11 protein-coding genes are annotated in these 15,958 nt (G+C 64.1%); 5 read left to right on the top strand and 6 right to left on the bottom strand.

What is annotated here, in order from left to right; all coding sequences use genetic code 11:
• Positions 1–249: 249 nt before the first annotated feature.
• Complete coding sequence (locus PQU92_RS13105; RefSeq protein WP_272748680.1) at positions 250–1,005, bottom strand: SDR family oxidoreductase; 756 nt, start codon at positions 1,003–1,005, stop codon at positions 250–252.
• A gap of 122 nt (positions 1,006–1,127) precedes the next feature.
• Here PQU92_RS13105 and PQU92_RS13100 point away from each other — a divergent pair, with 122 nt between their 5' ends.
• Positions 1,128–2,027, top strand: a complete 900-nt coding sequence (locus PQU92_RS13100; protein WP_272748679.1) for a LysR family transcriptional regulator — start codon at positions 1,128–1,130, stop codon at positions 2,025–2,027.
• 41 nt (positions 2,028–2,068) lie between these two features.
• Positions 2,069–3,196 carry a PA0069 family radical SAM protein gene (locus PQU92_RS13095; protein WP_272748678.1) on the top strand — a complete coding sequence of 376 codons (1,128 nt, stop codon included), beginning with the start codon at positions 2,069–2,071 and terminating at the stop codon, positions 3,194–3,196.
• On the opposite strand, the gene PQU92_RS13090 is transcribed toward PQU92_RS13095, so the two are convergent.
• From PQU92_RS13090 to PQU92_RS13070, 5 genes are all read right to left on the bottom strand, one after another.
• Entirely contained in the window at positions 3,186–6,215 is a 3,030-nt protein-coding gene (locus PQU92_RS13090) for a CHAT domain-containing tetratricopeptide repeat protein (protein WP_272748677.1), read from the bottom strand. The genes PQU92_RS13095 and PQU92_RS13090 overlap by 11 nt on opposite strands.
• 109 nt (positions 6,216–6,324) lie before the next feature.
• The gene (locus tag PQU92_RS13085) at positions 6,325–6,546 is read right to left on the bottom strand and encodes a hypothetical protein (protein WP_272748676.1); all 222 of its coding nucleotides are present in this window, start codon (positions 6,544–6,546) and stop codon (positions 6,325–6,327) included.
• 79 nt (positions 6,547–6,625) lie between these two features.
• Positions 6,626–8,104 (bottom strand): methyl-accepting chemotaxis protein, encoded by a 1,479-nt coding sequence (locus PQU92_RS13080; RefSeq protein ID WP_272748675.1) that lies wholly within the window; start codon positions 8,102–8,104, stop codon positions 6,626–6,628.
• A 96-nt stretch (positions 8,105–8,200) separates the two neighbouring features.
• Positions 8,201–8,746: a hypothetical protein gene (locus tag PQU92_RS13075; protein WP_272748674.1), complete on the bottom strand. Its 546-nt coding sequence runs from the start codon at positions 8,744–8,746 to the stop codon at positions 8,201–8,203.
• Positions 8,747–8,805: 59 nt separating this feature from the next.
• Entirely contained in the window at positions 8,806–9,537 is a 732-nt protein-coding gene (locus tag PQU92_RS13070; protein WP_272748673.1) for a TetR/AcrR family transcriptional regulator, read from the bottom strand.
• 390 nt (positions 9,538–9,927) lie between these two features.
• Here PQU92_RS13070 and PQU92_RS13065 point away from each other — a divergent pair, with 390 nt between their 5' ends.
• The 3 genes from PQU92_RS13065 to PQU92_RS13055 all read left to right on the top strand — a co-directional run bounded on the left by PQU92_RS13065 (position 9,928) and on the right by PQU92_RS13055 (position 15,930).
• Positions 9,928–11,127 (top strand): efflux RND transporter periplasmic adaptor subunit, encoded by a 1,200-nt coding sequence (locus PQU92_RS13065; RefSeq protein WP_272748672.1) that lies wholly within the window; start codon positions 9,928–9,930, stop codon positions 11,125–11,127.
• A 193-nt stretch (positions 11,128–11,320) separates the two neighbouring features.
• Entirely contained in the window at positions 11,321–14,542 is a 3,222-nt protein-coding gene (locus PQU92_RS13060) for an efflux RND transporter permease subunit (protein ID WP_272748671.1), read from the top strand.
• Positions 14,542–15,930, top strand: coding sequence for an efflux transporter outer membrane subunit (locus PQU92_RS13055; RefSeq protein ID WP_272748670.1), 1,389 nt, complete (start codon positions 14,542–14,544; stop codon positions 15,928–15,930). The genes PQU92_RS13060 and PQU92_RS13055 overlap by 1 nt, the downstream gene beginning before the upstream one ends.
• Positions 15,931–15,958 lie beyond the last annotated feature (28 nt).

The following is a 15,958-nucleotide window of genomic DNA, read 5'->3' as shown; positions in this document are numbered from 1 at the left end:
CGACCATTGCGCGTCACTAAGCCAGAACTCATGAGCCATAGCTTATCTCCTCGAATAAACGAAGAGAATCAATGTTTGCACCTTAAATCAATAGGATGATTAGGTTTTAAACCTAGAGCGCATTCCGAAAAGTGTGCAACGGTTTTGGCTGCGCCGAACTACGTTTCGGATTCAAATGCGCGTTAAAACAGAAGCTTAGAGCACAGTTCCGATCCAATCAGATCGGGACGTGCTCTAAGACTCAGACTCTTACAGTGTGCTCATCCCGCCATCGACGGTCAGTTCGCTGCCGACCACGAAGGGCGCTTCGTCCGAGGCGAACAGGACCACGATCTTCGCCACTTCGCTCGGTTGGCCGAAACGCCCCAGCGGGATCTGGGCGGCGATGCCGTCGGCCATCGCCTTAGCCTCTGCATCCGGCAGTCCGGCGGTCAGCTTGGTATGCAGCGGCGTGACGATCGGCCCCGGGCTGACGGCATTGACGCGGATGCCGCGGCCGATGAGTTCCCCCGACAGGGTGCGGATCAGCGACTGGAGCGCCGCCTTGGTCAGGGCGTAGACGCTGGAGGTCGCCATGCCGATATGGGCGTTGATCGAGGTATTCAGAATGATCGAGGCGCGGTCGCTGAACAGCGGCAGCAGGGCCTGAATGAGAAAATAGGGGCCCTTGACGTTGATCGCGACGCTGGCGTCGAAGGCCGCCTCGTCCCAGGCGTCGAGCGGGCGGAAATCGGCCTTGCCCGCATTGACGAAGAGCACATCGAGGCGACCGAAGGCGGCCTTGACGGTCTCGGCGACGGCGGCCTGAGCGCGGACATCCCCGGCATCGGCCTGAATATAGATTACCTCCTCGCCCAGTTCGGCGCGGGCGGCGGCGATGGAAGCTTCGCTGCTGCCGGTGACGGCGACGCGCGCGCCTTCGGCGATGAACTGACGGGCGGTTTCGAGGCCGATACCGCTGGTGCCGCCGGTGATCAGAGCGGTCTTGTGGGCTAAACGGGTCATTGGAGTGTCCTTTCGTTTCGCGGCGGAACCCGATGTCCCGCTGAACTGAAAAAACATATAGCGCCGTCCATTCGTCCGGATTAGTCTGCAAAAATTGAAACCAATGTCCGGATATCCGAACGATGATCAAGATGGAAGGCGTGGCCGCGTTCGTCGCGGTGACCGAGGCCGGGTCGATAAGCGAGGCGGCGCGACGGCTGCGGCTGGCCAAGTCCGTGGTCAGCGAGCGGCTGGCCGAACTGGAGCGCGAGGTCTCGGCCCCGCTCATCCACCGCACCACCCGACGGCTGTCCCTGACCGAGGACGGGGCGGCGTTTCTCGACCGGGCCAAGCGCATTCTGGATGAGGCCCGGGCCGCGACCGCCGATCTGGCCGAGCGACGCGGGACGCTGGCCGGTCCGTTGCGACTGGCGGCGCCGGTGACCTTCGGACGGATGCACCTTGCGCCCGCCCTGATCCCTTTCCTGAAACAGCACCCGGCCATCGAGCTGCAACTGGACCTCGACGACCGCCGCGTCGATATCGCCTCCGAAGGCTATGATGCGGTTCTGCGCCACGGCCCCATCGTGGATTCGCGGCTGATCGTCTGGCGTCTGGCGACCAGCCGCCGTCTGCTGGTCGCCTCGCCGGACTATCTGGAGGCCAACGGCGCGCCCGCCTCGCTCGACGACCTGTCCGATCATCGCGGCCTGTTCTACGCCAACCGCGGCGTGGCCGACTGGCGCTTCGATACGCTTGACGGCAGCCGCATCGTCCGTACCGACGCCGCCCTTGTTACCAATAATGGCGACATCCTGCTCGACGCAGCTCTGGGCGGGCTGGGGATCGCCCTCCTGCCCAGCTTCATTGCCGGTGAGGCGGTGCGCGACGGTCGCCTGAGCGTGCTCGATGTCGGCTGGTCGCCCGCGCCGGAATTCGTCTTCATGGCGCATCCGGAGGGCCGCCGCAGTTCGGCGAAACTCCGCGCCCTCGCCGCACATCTGAAGGCGGCTTTCGGCGATCCGCCTTACTGGAATCCATAATTTGTTCTTGATATGTTCTTATTTGGCGCTATGCTCGCTCCATGCCGATCCCCAGACTGCGCACCCAAGCGATCACCGATGAAAACGCCCTCCCCGACCGGGTGCGCAAGGGGCGCGGTGCGGTGTCCAACCGCCTGAGCGGACGTTTCGACGCCCCGGACCGCTATGAAAGCGTCGATGAATGGTCTCAGGTCGACTGGGGCGAAGACGACGAACCGCAACAGGTCAGGACGATCCTGGGTGTCGATACGGCCCGCAAGATCATCAGCTATAATCAGTCCCCGGACGTCGGTTTCAATCGCTCGATCAACCCGTACAAAGGGTGCGAGCACGGCTGCATCTATTGCTTTGCAAGGCCGACCCACGCCTATCTCGACCTGTCGCCGGGCCTCGATTTCGAAACGCGTATCTTCCGTAAGCCTGACGCCGCAAAATTGCTGCGTCAGGAATTGTCGCACCCGAAATACGTACCCGGACGGCTGGCGCTGGGGATCAATACCGATGCCTATCAGCCGACCGAGCGCACGGAAAAACTGACGCGGGCGCTGCTTGAGGTGCTGTCCGAGTTCAACCACCCGGTCCATATCGTCACCAAATCGGCCCTGATTCTGCGCGATCTCGACCTGCTGGCCCCCATGGCGGCGCGCGGCCTGTTTTCGGCGACCCTGTCGATCACCACGCTCGACCGGCATTTGAGCCGGGTGATGGAACCGCGCGCCGCCACGCCGCAAAAGCGCCTCGACACCGTACGCGCGCTCAAGGCTGCCGGCATCCCGATCAGTGTGCTGGCCGCGCCGATGATCCCCGGCCTGACCGATCATGAGCTGGAAGCCATCGTCAAGGCGGCCGCCGAGGCCGGAGCCGAACGCGTGGGCTACAGCCTCGTGCGCCTGCCGCACGAGATCAGGCTGCTGTTCGAGGACTGGCTCAGGCTGAACTTTCCCGACCGGGCGGACAAGGTGCTCAACCATATCCGCCAGTGCCGCGACGGCAAGCTCAACGATGCGCATTTCGGCAGCCGGATGCGCGGCACGGGTCCGTTCGCCGAGCTGATGGCGCAACGGTTCGCCCTGGCCATCAAACGCCACGGCCTCGATGGCCCGCGCCCACGGATCGAGCCCGCACCGTTCAAGGGCGGCAACCCGCAGATGAGTCTTTTTAGCGACTGATCAGCGAAAACGGTGCCCACAGGGCCGGATGCGGCGGCACATTTTTGTCCTTAAGCAGGTCGAGCGTCGCCTTGCGCAGGGCCTCCGGCTTCGACAGCCCCGCCGCATTGGCTTTCAACGTTCCGACGCTGAGCTTTGCCGCCGCGTCGTCGCGCACGGGCCACAGCGAGACGAGCAGATTGCGCGCCCCGGCCTGCATGAAGGCCTGCGCCAGACCGCTATAGCCTGCCCCGCCGGTTTCGCGCGCCGAACCGGTATTGCACGCCGACAGAATCACCCATTCGGCATTCAGGCGCAGCAGCGACACCTCGGTGGCTGTGAGCAGTCCGTCATCGGCTTCGCTGGCGACTTCGGGCGGCGTCAAGACCAGCGCCGGTTCGCCGACGCGGCCCGTCTCGCTGCCTATCAGGCCATGGGTGGCGAAGGCAATGACCCCGTAATCGGTAAGCGCTGCCGCCTTGACGCGGGCCTCGGTCGCGTCCTTGCCGACCAGCAGAAGGGTCTTCCCGCTCTTGAGGATGGCGGCCATGGTGCTCAGCTCCTGTGCCGCCTCCGGCAAGCTCGGCAGGGTTTTCAGCACCGTCACATCAGCCAGATTGCCGCGATAGTCGTCGTCACCGCCGCGCGCTTCGCTCTCACCTCGCAGGGCATAGGGACTGCCACGCAGATCGGCCAGCAAGTCGCCGGACGGCCCCAGCAACGGCGCCCCGATACCGGCAAAGCCCTTGACCGCCAGAGACTCCGTTCGTGCCGCCACCGAAAATACCGGGCGCACCGACACCGCATAGCGCTTGATGAGGAAGGCGGTGCCGCGCAACGCCGCCGGATCCTCGTCGCGACCCTTCGGGGGATCGAGGACCAGCAGCGAGAACGGCAGGGTCATCAGCGGCCCGGCCCCCATCACCTGCACCGCCTTGACGCCGCCGAGCTTCTGACGCAGCGACGGCGGCAGAACCGCGACCCCCAGCACGTAGCCGGCCTGACGGTCGAACGCCGCGTCCGGATTGCGCAGACCCGCTTCGAGCGACAGGCGCACCTGATGCACCTTCTGACCGACCACGATCTGACTGATCGCGACCGTGTCGCTCAGCAGAGCGTCGCGCGTCAGGGCCAGGGTCAGGACCGCGTCGTCGGCGACCAGCGGCATGAGGACCGCCTGACCGGGGCTCAGGCCCGCCCGGGCCTCCTCGATCGATTGCGGACGCGGACGCCGCAGGGTTTCATAGACCGGCGACAGGGCCTTCAGGGCCTCGCGCGCCGCCACCAGCTCGGCCGCCGCCGCATTGATGTCGGGGATCAGGGCCTCGGCGACGCGCGCCGCCGCCGGATTGGACGCCGATTTCGACAGGGCATAGGTGCGGTCGCGATCAAGCTTGTGATACCGCCGCTCCGCCGCCTGAAGACGCGACAGCAGCCCCGTGGCCCGCGGGTCGTTCAGCATGGCCCGCACGGCCAATGCCTGCGCCGTGGCCGCCACTTCGGAAAACGCCGCCAGTTGCGCGGCGCGAAACGCCTCGTCGCGATATCCCGCCGCCAGCGCGATATGGCCGTAACGGGCGTAGTTGAGGCTGTAGGCATTGGCGATTTCAGACGGCTCGTTGCGCTCGGCCCCGCCTTCCAGCAGACGCGCGGTCATCACCGCTTCGGTGGCGCGCGCCTGCTCGAAGGCGTCCGCCGTACGGCCCAGCCGGACCAGAATGAGGGCGCGCAGCATCTCGGCATTGACGCGATCGGGGGCGGCGGGCGGCATGGCCACGCGATAATAGACCAGCGCCTCGTCGGTCAGGGTCAGGGCTTCGGCGGGGGCACCACGAATCAGTCGCACCCGGGCCAGCTCGACCTTGAGACGGCTGCGGGTGGTGTCCGCTGTCTTGCCTGCCCCTTCGAGCGCCGACACCCCGGCGCGCAGATGCGTCTCGGCACAGATCAGCCCCGCCTTGTCCGCTGCCGCATCGCCGCACAGGCGCGCCAGTTCCAGCCGCACCAGACCCGGCAGATCGGGGTTCGGGCCCGACGATACGCCCTCCATGGCCGCCAGGGCCGTATTGAAGAAGGTCAGGGCCGCCGCCTCGTCACCGCTCAGGCGACTGACCTGCCCCAGTCGATAGGCGAAGCCCGCCGTATCGATGCTTTTCGCGCCGCGGTGTTTCGTTGCCAGATCGAACCCTTCGCGCAGGACGACCTCGGCTTCGGTCAGACGCCCCATGTCGATCAGGGTCGCACCCATGGTGTTCATCGCCGTCAGGGTGCCCAGATGCCCCGCCGGCATCTTGACGCGGGCGACATCGAGCGCGTCGCGGCTGACCCGGAGCGCGCGCTCGTATTCCCCGGCCAGTCGCAAGGCCAAAGCATAGTTGGCCGATTGCGTCACATAGGGTCGCACGACGCCGTCATTGACCGCCATGCGTGGCAGGGCCTGATCGTACAGGTTTATGGCCTCGGTCAGGTTCCCCCCCGCCAGGGTCGAAAAGGCAATCTGCGACAGGATCGTCGCCCCCATCGGGCTTTCGGGCCCTTCCAGGCGCAGATAAAGCGCCCGCGCCTCGCGTTTGAGCGCCAGCCCGTCGTCGAGCAACCCCTTCTGGTCGAGCAACTGCGCGTGAAGCAGATAGAGGTCGCCCAGCTTGCTTTCGGTCAGCGGCGTCGCCCCGGGGCGGCTCATCGCGGTTTTCACCACGTCCTCGGCCTTCGCCACCACCGTCAGGGCGGTGTCGAAGTCGCGCGCAAAGGCCAGGGTATAGGCATGGATCAGGCTCAGATCGGCGTAGTCGGCAGCATCGGGAATACCGGCAGCCTCAAGCTCGGCCTTCAGCGCGACGATCTCATCCAGTTTGGGGCGTTTATCCGGCGTCGCGTACCGGGCCGCCATGTCGGCCACCTTCGCCTTGAGGGCCGCATCGGAGGCTTTTGCGGGTTGAAGCGCCGGTTTGGGGGGGGCCTTGTCCGCCGCGCCGACACCCGTCGCGCCGAGAAGCATTGCCCCTGCCGCCATCACGCCCGCCATCTGCCGCCGAACCATAATATCTTACCCCAACACTGAACCGTCTTAACCTATGACAGCGTTGAAATATTTTACAGATCGGCGGCAAAGCACACCCCCTGTTCAGGGGTAGTGGCCGTAATTTATATCAGGGCTGTTGAAAATCTTCGGGCGGGTTGACCCCATATTCCGCCGGTGTGACTGTCTCCGACTTCGCTTCGGTCTGGGCCTCATTCTGGGCGCTGAAAAAGCCCGCAATCCACTGGCTGAGTTCGGTGAAGACATCCGTTTCGGCGGATGTGGCCGCGTGAGCGCCGCTGGCCGACAGCATGGCCACGGCGGCACCATAAGCGATAGATTTGAGTTTCATATGACGTCCCCTCTACGTCAACACCCTGTGCGCTGACGACTCAACTTGCCATTGCGCCTTCAGGCGTCAACCGGGAACCTTACGCGACCGCCAGCGCTTCCATCTGACGCTTGACCTCTTCGGACGCCGACGCCACCTGAGAGAAGGTGCCGGAAATCGTGCCCATCGAGTCGGTGATGCGACCCACCGCGCTGACGGCGGACTGCATGTCGGCGCTGATCGTCGTCGTGGCGGCGTTTTGTTGCTCAAGCGCCCCGGCGATCGAGGCGACGTTTTCCAGCACGTCGTTCATCGAGCCCGAAATGAGATTAAGCGTCCCCGTCACCTCGCTGGTCACGCCCTGCATGTTGGCGATTTCCTCGGAGATGGTCTGGGTCGAGCGCGCCGCCTGATTGGCCAGGGTCTTGACCTCGGACGCCACCACCGCGAAACCGCGCCCGGCCTCACCGGCACGTGCCGACTCGATGGTCGCGTTGAGCGCCAGAAGGTTGATCTGGCTGGCGATGTCCTGAATGAGATTGACGACCTGGGTCATCGATTCCGCCGACTTGCCCAGCCGCTCGGCAGAGATATTGGCGGTTTCGGTGTGTTTGAACACCGCCTCGACCCCGCCGCGGGCATTGCCCATCGAGTTCGAGATTTCGCGCACCGAGGCCGACAGCTCTTCGGCGGCCGAGGCGACTGCATGGATCATGGTCCCGGTCTCGTCTGTGGCGTGGGCGACGCGCGAGGTCATGGAATTGGCGTCGAGGATTTGCCCGATCACGGCGCCCAGTTCCTGATTGAGGCGCTCGGAGCGTTCGCGCCGCTGCACGGTTTCGGTGATGTCGCTGGCGAACTTGACGACCTTGACCACCTCGCCCGCATCGCCGAAGACCGGATTATAAGTCGCCTGAATGTGGATTTCGCGCCCGCCCTTGCCGATACGCCTATATTCCGCCGACTGGAATTCGCCGCGCGCCAGACTTTCCCAGAAGCGGCGATAGGCGTCGCTGTTGACCACCGCCGCGTCGCAGAACAGGCTGTGGTGGCGGCCGCGGATTTCGTCGAGCGTATAGCCGACGGCGGCGAGGAAATTGGCGTTGGCGGTCAGTATCTGGCCCTTGGGCGTAAACTCGATCACCGCCTGAGCCCGGTCGATGGCGTCGATCTTGCCCTTGTAATCCATATCGCGCAGCTTGGCTTCGGTGATATCGGCGGCGAACTTGACGACCTTGATGACCTTGCCCGACTTGTCGCGGATAGGGTTATAGGTCGCCTGAAGCCAGATCGGCGATCCGTCGCGGCCAAAGCGCTTATAGACACCGGCGGCGAATTCGCCGTGCGCCAGATCGGCCCAGAACCGGCGATAGGCCTCGCTTTGCGCATAGGCCGGGTCGCAGAACAGGCTGTGGTGACGTCCCGCGATCTCGCTGAGACTGTATCCCGTCGCCTTGAGGAAATTGTCATTGGCCGTCAGTATGTCACCGTTAGGCGTAAACTCGATGACGGCCTGAGAGGCATGGAGGGCGGAAACGACGGCGTGGTCGCCATCGGCGGTCTTAGAGGAAAAGAACATGGGATACCTCACTACATGCGACACTCAACCAAAAGATGCGTGAATGCGGTTAATGTGAGGTTACCAGCGACGTTGGCATAACGGTATTTTCGCGCCTCACGCGATTGTGGGTTTGCGCGCGGGTTTTGGTTTGAGGTCCGGGCGTTTCGCGCCGGGTGATATGGCCTGCCAGCGCGGGTGCAGATCACGGAAGCGCGGCTCGCTACCACAGGCTGAGAAGCCAGACGAATTGACCTGCCCCTTTTCGAGCGCCTCGGCACAGGCATAGACGCGCGCCGCCTGAGGCTCGGTCAGGTCGTAGCGCGGGATATTGATGATCGCGGTACGGCCCGGCGCCCCGTTCAGGCCCGCAATATATTGCGTGATCGGCAGATAGCCGCGCTGGGCCGTCGCCTTCTGCCGCAACCGGAACGCGGCGGGCAGGTTCTTCGGCGTACCGTTGAGGCCGAACCTGTAGACCACCGCCAGAGCCAGTTGCGCCCGCGCCACGCCGCCATCGGCCTGAGGCTGCAGGTCCTCGACGCGCGACGTCATGGCGGTGTCCAGAATATCGAGGTCGGCGTGCGGATCACCGGCCAGCGTGGCGCAGCCCATCAGGCCTAAAACCAGACCCGACAGAACAATCATTTTAAGTTTCTGCATAATACCCCCCGATATCACGACTTAGCCCCTCCTCTGATATCAGAGGAGGGGCTTAAGATCTAAGCAAACAGCATTGCCGTCGTATTGACCACCAGCGACCTGAGTTCCTGCGCCGAAGCCCCGGCGCGAGCACGTACCCCCAGATTGGCGGTAATACCGCCGATCATCTGGGCCAGGACCTTCGGATCGTGGCCGGGCTTGAGGCAGCCATATTTCTGACCGTCGGCGAAGAACTTCTCGAAGCGGATATCGAACTCCTCGATGGTGTTCTGCAGCATCTCAAGGATCGACTCGTGCTGCGGCGCTTCGTTCAGCGCCGTACACATGAAGGCGCAGCCCAGCGGATGCTGGCTTTCGCCGGTATAGGTGTCGATGATGATATCGAAATAGCGCCGGATGATCGACAGGACCGTGTCGTTGGGATCGCCGTTGCAGATCAGCACCTCGTCCAGCCGCTCGGCCAGCGACTCGCGGTAACGCTGCATGGCCTTGAGATAGAGCGACTCCTTGTCGCCGAACCCGGCATAGAGGCTGGGGCGGTTGACGCCGGTCGCTTCGACCAGATCGTCGAGCGAGGTGGCCGCAAAACCCTTCTGCCAGAAGACCTTGAGCGCCTTTTGCAGCACTTCGTCGGGATTGTAGGCGCGCGGACGGCCACGGGCCTTAGGTTTGCAGACGCAGGCTTCGGGATCGAGGCTTTGCGCGCCGCAGACGCCGTTCAGGTCGAGGCTGTCGCTCAGATCGATTTCAGCCGCTTTATGAATCAGGGTCTCGTAGGGCTGATGCACCATGATGACGCTTATACTCCTGTGGCCATGCGCGCCGGCCTTGTCTGCCGGTCTTATGCACACGCCGCGTTTGACGTGACCCCACTCTAACCTCAGTTGAACCGCGCCGCCACCCCTCTTCTGTGCCGCGCCCGTATGCGGACGTCAGGACAGCGGCGATGGCGCGGTCGGTACGACAGCCGCCGACGCCTGAGCCTCGGCAAATGCCTTTGTTTTTAAGCCTTCAACACCGCATTAGGTCATTTTTGTGCGAATTAGTACAAAAATTTTGACTTTTTGGTGTCCGCCCTCTATTAATTTGCGGGGCAGTACATAAATAGGCCTCGTTGACGCCATTTCAAGCGTACCCAGCCACCAATTTCCTTTTCCCTTTCTCCCCGAAGGTGACCCGCCATGACCCCGTCTGAATTGTATAAAAAAGTCCCCCGCAAGCCTCTGCTGGCCGCCGTGGCCGCCGCCGCCCTTGGTATTGGCGGTCTGGGCATCGCCACCGTGACCTCCAACGCCTCCGAACAGGCGGCACCCGCCGCGCCTCAGGCCATACCGGTCAAGGTCGCCGTCATCGAAGAACAGACCGTGTCGGGCTGGGAATCGTTTTCGGGCCGCCTTGAAGCCGTCGAGCGCGTCGAAATCCGCTCGCGCGTTTCGGGCGCCGTGAAATCGATCCACTTCCGTGAAGGCGCGTTTGTGCGTCAGGGTGACCTGCTGGTGACCATCGACCCGGCCCCCTACGCCGCCGAAGTCGCCCGCGCCAAGGCGCAGGTGCAGGCCGCCGATGCCCGCCTGACGCTGGCCCGCTCCGACAATGACCGCGCCCAGCGCCTGCTGGCCGAACACGCCATCTCGCAGGCCGAGGCCGAAAGCCGCACCAACGGCCTGCGCGGGGCCGAAGCCGAGGTCGCCGCCGCCCGCGCGGTCCTGCAATCGGCCAATCTCAACCTCTCCTATACGCAGGTCCGCGCCCCGGTTTCGGGCCGCGTCGGTCGCGTCGAAATCACCCAAGGCAATCTGGTCGCGTCGGGGGCCGGTTCGCCGCTGCTGACGACGCTGGTGTCGGTGTCGCCGATCTATGCCAGCTTCGATGCCAATGAAGAGGTCATCAACCGCACCCTGAAAGACCTCAACGGGACCGCCTTTGAGCGCATCCCGGTCAAGCTGGAGCTGGACGACGGTTCGGCCCCGCTGGACGGTCACCTGCAACTGATCGACAATCAGTTCGATAGCCAATCCGGCACGGTCCGCGCCCGCGCGGTCTTCTCCAACGCCGACGGCCGCCTGATCCCCGGTCAGTTCGTCCGCGTCCAGATGGGCGAGGCCACCGCCAAGCCGCTGATCCTGATCAGCGAACTGGCCGTCGGCACCGATCAGTCGAAGCGCTTCGTCTATGTCGTCGGTAAGGGCAATGCGGTCGAATACCGCGAAGTTCACCTCGGCGGCACGGTCGAAGGCCAGAAGGTTGTCATCGACGGCCTCAAGCCCGGTGAGCGCGTGGTGATGTCGGGCCTTCAGGCCCTGCGTCCCGGCACGGTAATCGCCCCGCAACTGGTCGCGCTCAAGCCCGTTATCGACGCCACGCCGAAACCGAGCGTGTAAGCAAGATACCCCACCACCGCATCTAGCGCTTCGCGCGTCGTGCGATCCCCCTCCCCGGCATAGCCAAGGAGGAATGTTCTCCCCGCCTTTTATACCTCCCCAACTTGTTGGGGAGGGGGACCGCCGCGCCTGCGCGGGGGTGGTGGGGGGTCTTATGTCTGCAACAGACACCGCCCAACCAAGGGGGCAACTCATGAACCTCTCCAAATTCTTCATCGACAGGCCGATCTTCGCCGGTGTGCTGTCGCTCCTCATCGTGGTGTTCGGGCTTCTAAGCCTGCGCGCCCTCCCCGTCTCGGAATATCCCGAAGTCGTCCCGCCGCAAGTCGTGGTGCGCGCCGTCTATCCGGGCGCCAGCCCCGCCGTCATCGCCGAAACCGTCGCCACCCCCATCGAGGAAGCGGTGACCGGCACCGAAGACATGCTCTACATGTCGTCCGCCGCCACCTCCGACGGTCAGATGACCCTGACGCTGACCTTCAAGCTCGGCACCGATCCGGACCTCGCCCAGCAGATGGTTCAGAACCGCGTCTCTCAGGCCGAGGCCCGCCTCCCCGCCGACGTGCGCGCTTTAGGCGTGACCACGCAAAAGAGCCAGTCGTCCCTGCCGCTGGTCGTTCACCTCGTCTCGCCCAATGGACGTTATGACGAGAACTACCTGCGCAACTACGCGCTGATCCACGTCAAGGACCGCCTGCAAAAGATCGAAGGCGTTGCCCCGCTGCAAATGTTCGGCGGCGGCGAATATTCGATGCGCATCTGGCTCGACCCGCAAAAGGTCGCCGAACGTGGCCTGTCGGCGTCGGACGTCGCCAATGCCGTGCGCGGTGAAAACGTACAGGCCGCCGCCGGCATCGTCGGGGCCTCGCCCGGACAGCCGGACATCACCCTGCAAATGTCGGTCAACGCTCAGGGCCGCCTGAAGACCGAAGAAGACTTCCGCAACATCGTCGTGCGTTCGCAGGACGGCGCGGTGACCTATCTGGGTGACATCGCCCGCGTCGAATTAGGCGCGTCGGACTACGCCCTGCGTTCGCTTCTGAACAACCAGAAGGCCGTCGCCGTGCCGATCTTCGAGCAGGCCGGGGCCAATTCCCTGCAAGTCTCCGCCGACGTCAAAAAGACCATGGCCGAACTGCAAAAGACCATGCCCGAAGGCGTCGAATACCGCATCGCCTACGATACCACCGAATATGTGCAGGAATCGATCGACTCGGTGATCCACACCCTACTTGAAGCGATCATCCTCGTCGTCATCGTCGTCATCGTCTTCCTTCAGACGTGGCGCGCCTCGATCATCCCGCTGCTGGCCGTCCCCGTTTCGGTCATCGGCACCTTCGCCATCATGCACCTCGCCGGGTTCTCGATCAACGCCCTGACCCTGTTCGGTCTGGTGCTGGCCATCGGGATCGTCGTCGACGACGCCATCGTCGTGGTCGAAAACGTCGAGCGCAATATCGAAGCCGGGAAATCGCCCAAGGAGGCCACCTATCAGGCCATGCGCGAAGTCTCCGGCCCCATCATCGCCATCGCGCTGGTGCTGGTCGCCGTCTTCGTGCCGCTGGCCTTCATCACCGGCCTGTCGGGGCAATTCTACCGTCAGTTCTCGCTGACCATCGCGATCTCGACGGTCATTTCGGCGATCAACTCGCTCACCCTGTCGCCCGCTCTGGCCGCGCTGCTCCTCAAGGATCACCACGCCAAGAAGGACGGCCTGACGCGCTTCATGGATAAGTGGCTGGGCGGCTTCTTCCGCCTGTTCAACCGCTTCTTCAACCGCTCGTCGGATAATTACGGTAAGGGTCTAGGCGGCATCATCTCGCGCAAGGCCCTCATGCTCGGCCTCTATGTCGTGCTGGTCGGCGCCACCATGTTCATGTTCAAAACCGTCCCCACCGGCTTCATCCCGGCGCAGGACAAGGCCTACCTCGTCGGCATGGTGCAACTGCCCGAAGGTGCCACGCTCGACCGCACCGAAGCCGTGGCTCGCGCCATGACCGACATCGCCATGAAGCAGGAAGGCGTCAAGGACGCCCTGTCCTTCCCCGGCTTGTCGATCAACGGCTTTACGCTGGCGTCGAACTCCGCCGTCGTCTTTCTGGCGCTCGACTCGTTCGAGCATCGCTCGAAGCACCACCTCGACGCCAATGCCATCGCAGGTGCCCTGAACCAGAAGTTCATGGGCATCGGCGAAGGCTATGTCGTCGCCTTCCCGCCGCCGCCGATCCTCGGCCTCGGCACCACCGGCGGCTTCAAGCTGCAACTTCAGGACCGCGGCGCGCTGGGGCCGGAAGCACTTGACCAAGCGACCAAGGCCTTCATGGCCAAGGCCTATCAGACCAAGGAACTGGCCGGGGTCTTCTCGAACTATCAGATCAATGTCCCGCAGATCTATGCCGACATCGATCGCGTCAAGGCCCGACAACTGGGGGTTAATGTGCAGGATGTCTTCGACACCATGCAGATCTATCTCGGCTCGATGTACGTCAACGATTTCAACAAGTTCGGTCGCACCTATTCCGTGCGCCTTCAGGCCGACGCGCCCTACCGCGCCCGTCCGGAAGACATCGGCAAGCTGAAGGTGCGCTCTACCTCGGGCGAGATGATCCCCCTGTCAGCGCTGCTCAAGGTCGAACCCTCGTTCGGCCCGGTCAATGCCACGCGCTATAACGGCTATCTGGCGGCTGACATCAATGGCGGCCCCGCCCCCGGCTTCTCGTCCGGTCAGGCCGAAGCCGCCGCCGCGCGCATCGCCAAGGAAGTCCTGCCTGCGGGCATCGACTACGAATGGACGGACCTGACCTATCAGCAGATTCTGGCGGGCGACTCGTCTGCCGTCATTTTCCCGCTGGTCATCCTGCTCGTCTTCCTCGTTCTGGCGGCGCAGTATGAAAGCATGGTCCTGCCGATTTCGATCCTGCTGATCGTACCGATGGGCTTGCTGGCCGCCATCACCGGCGTTTGGATTTCGGGCGGCGACAACAACATCTTCACCCAGATCGGCCTGTTCGTTCTGGTGGGGTTGTCGGCCAAGAACGCCATCCTGATCGTCGAGTTCGCCCGCGAACTGGAACTGTCAGGTCGCAAGCCGCTCGATGCCGCGATCGAAGCCAGCCGCCTGAGACTGCGCCCGATCCTGATGACCTCGATCGCCTTCATCATGGGGGTTCTGCCTCTGGTGCTGGCGCATGGCGCAGGGGCCGAAATGCGCCACGCCATGGGGGTCGCGGTCTTCGCCGGCATGATCGGGGCCACCATCTTCGGCCTGTTCCTGACGCCCGTCTTTTACGTCACCCTGCGTGCCCTGAGCGGTAACCGCCCGCTCAAGGCCCACAACACCCCCCACGACGACGCCGGTCACGAGGTCATCGACGCGACCCTGACCACCGCCGCCCTGAATACGGAGGCACACTAATGTCCCGCTTTATTCCGCTCACCTTCGCCGCTTTACTCCTCGCAAGCTGCGCCACAGAACCCCTGACCAGGGACACCGGTCTCGCCACGCCGACAGCCTTTAAGGCCCCGGTGACGAGCGAGACCACGGCTCCGCCGCTCGCGAAAAAGACCGGCGCATGGTGGCTGATCTTCTCCGACCCTGTGCTCGACGATCTTCAGGCCCGCGCCATGACGCGCAATACGGACCTTGAGATCGCCGCCGCCCGCTTGCAGCAGTCGCGCGCCTTTGTCCGTCAGGCCCGCGCCGTGCAATTGCCTCAGGTCAATGCCGGTCTGCAATCGAGCCGTGGCTCGGACGGCGGCCCCAAGGCCTCGACCGTCCATGCGCTGGGTGTCGATCTTGACTACGAGGTCGATTTGTTCGGCCGCCTGTCCAAGGCGACCGGTGCCGCGAAACTCGATGCCGAGGCGTCGGCCGAACTCTATCGCGGCGCGCAGCTTCTGGTCTCGGCGCAGGTCGCGGAAACCTATTTCGCCCTGCGCGCCATCGACGAGGACCGCGCCATCGTCAACGAGACCCTGACCGCCTATCGCGAAACGCTCAAGGTCACCCAGCGCCGCTACGAGGCCGGTGACGTGGCCGAACTCGATGTGGTACGGCTGCAAACCGAGGTGTCGTCGACCGAGGCCGAGCTGAAGGCGCTCGACCGTCAGCGCGCCCAGATCGAAAACGCTTTGGCCGTGCTGGTCGGCGACATCGCCTCGACCTTCACGGTTCAGGCCTCGGTGTGGGACGCGCAAAGCTGGTCGCACGCCGTGCCGCTGATCCCGGCAGGTCTGCCGTCGGAACTGCTGGAGCGTCGTCCCGACGTGATTGCCGCCGAAAAGACCATGCAGGCGGCGCAAAAGCGCGTCGGCATCGCGAAAGCGGCGTGGTTCCCGCGTCTGGCGCTCACCGCGTCGGGCGGCGGCGCGTCGAACGAACTGGGCGACCTGTTCGAAGACGCGGCGCGCAGCTGGTCCCTGACCGGCATTCTGGCGCAGGCCATCTTCGACGGCGGTCAGCGTAAGGCCGCCACCGAACTGGCCGAAGGCGATCTGGCCGTTGCCTTCGCCCAGTATCGGCAGAGCGTTCTGGTGGCCTTTGCCGATGTCGAGAACCAGTTGTCGGACATCGACGGTCTGGCCGGTGAGGCAAAAACCCAGGGCGAGGCGCTCACCGCCGCGCAGCGGGCGCTCGACCTGTCGCAGTCGCGTTACAGGCACGGCTACGTCTCGCAGCTTGAGGTGCTGGACGCTCAGCGCTCGTATCTACGCCTGCGTCGTCAGGACCTGTCCGTCCGCGCCCAACAGTATCAGGCGACGGTACGTCTGATCCGCGCGCTCGGCGGCGACTGGAAGGCATAACAAATCGCCTCCCTACGCAAGCGTAGGG

Origin of the sequence: Asticcacaulis aquaticus (assembly GCF_028550415.1) — a bacterium.
GTDB classification, from domain to species: Bacteria; Pseudomonadota; Alphaproteobacteria; order Caulobacterales; family Caulobacteraceae; genus Asticcacaulis; species Asticcacaulis aquaticus.
This window is presented reverse-complemented; position numbering and strand designations above follow the sequence as displayed.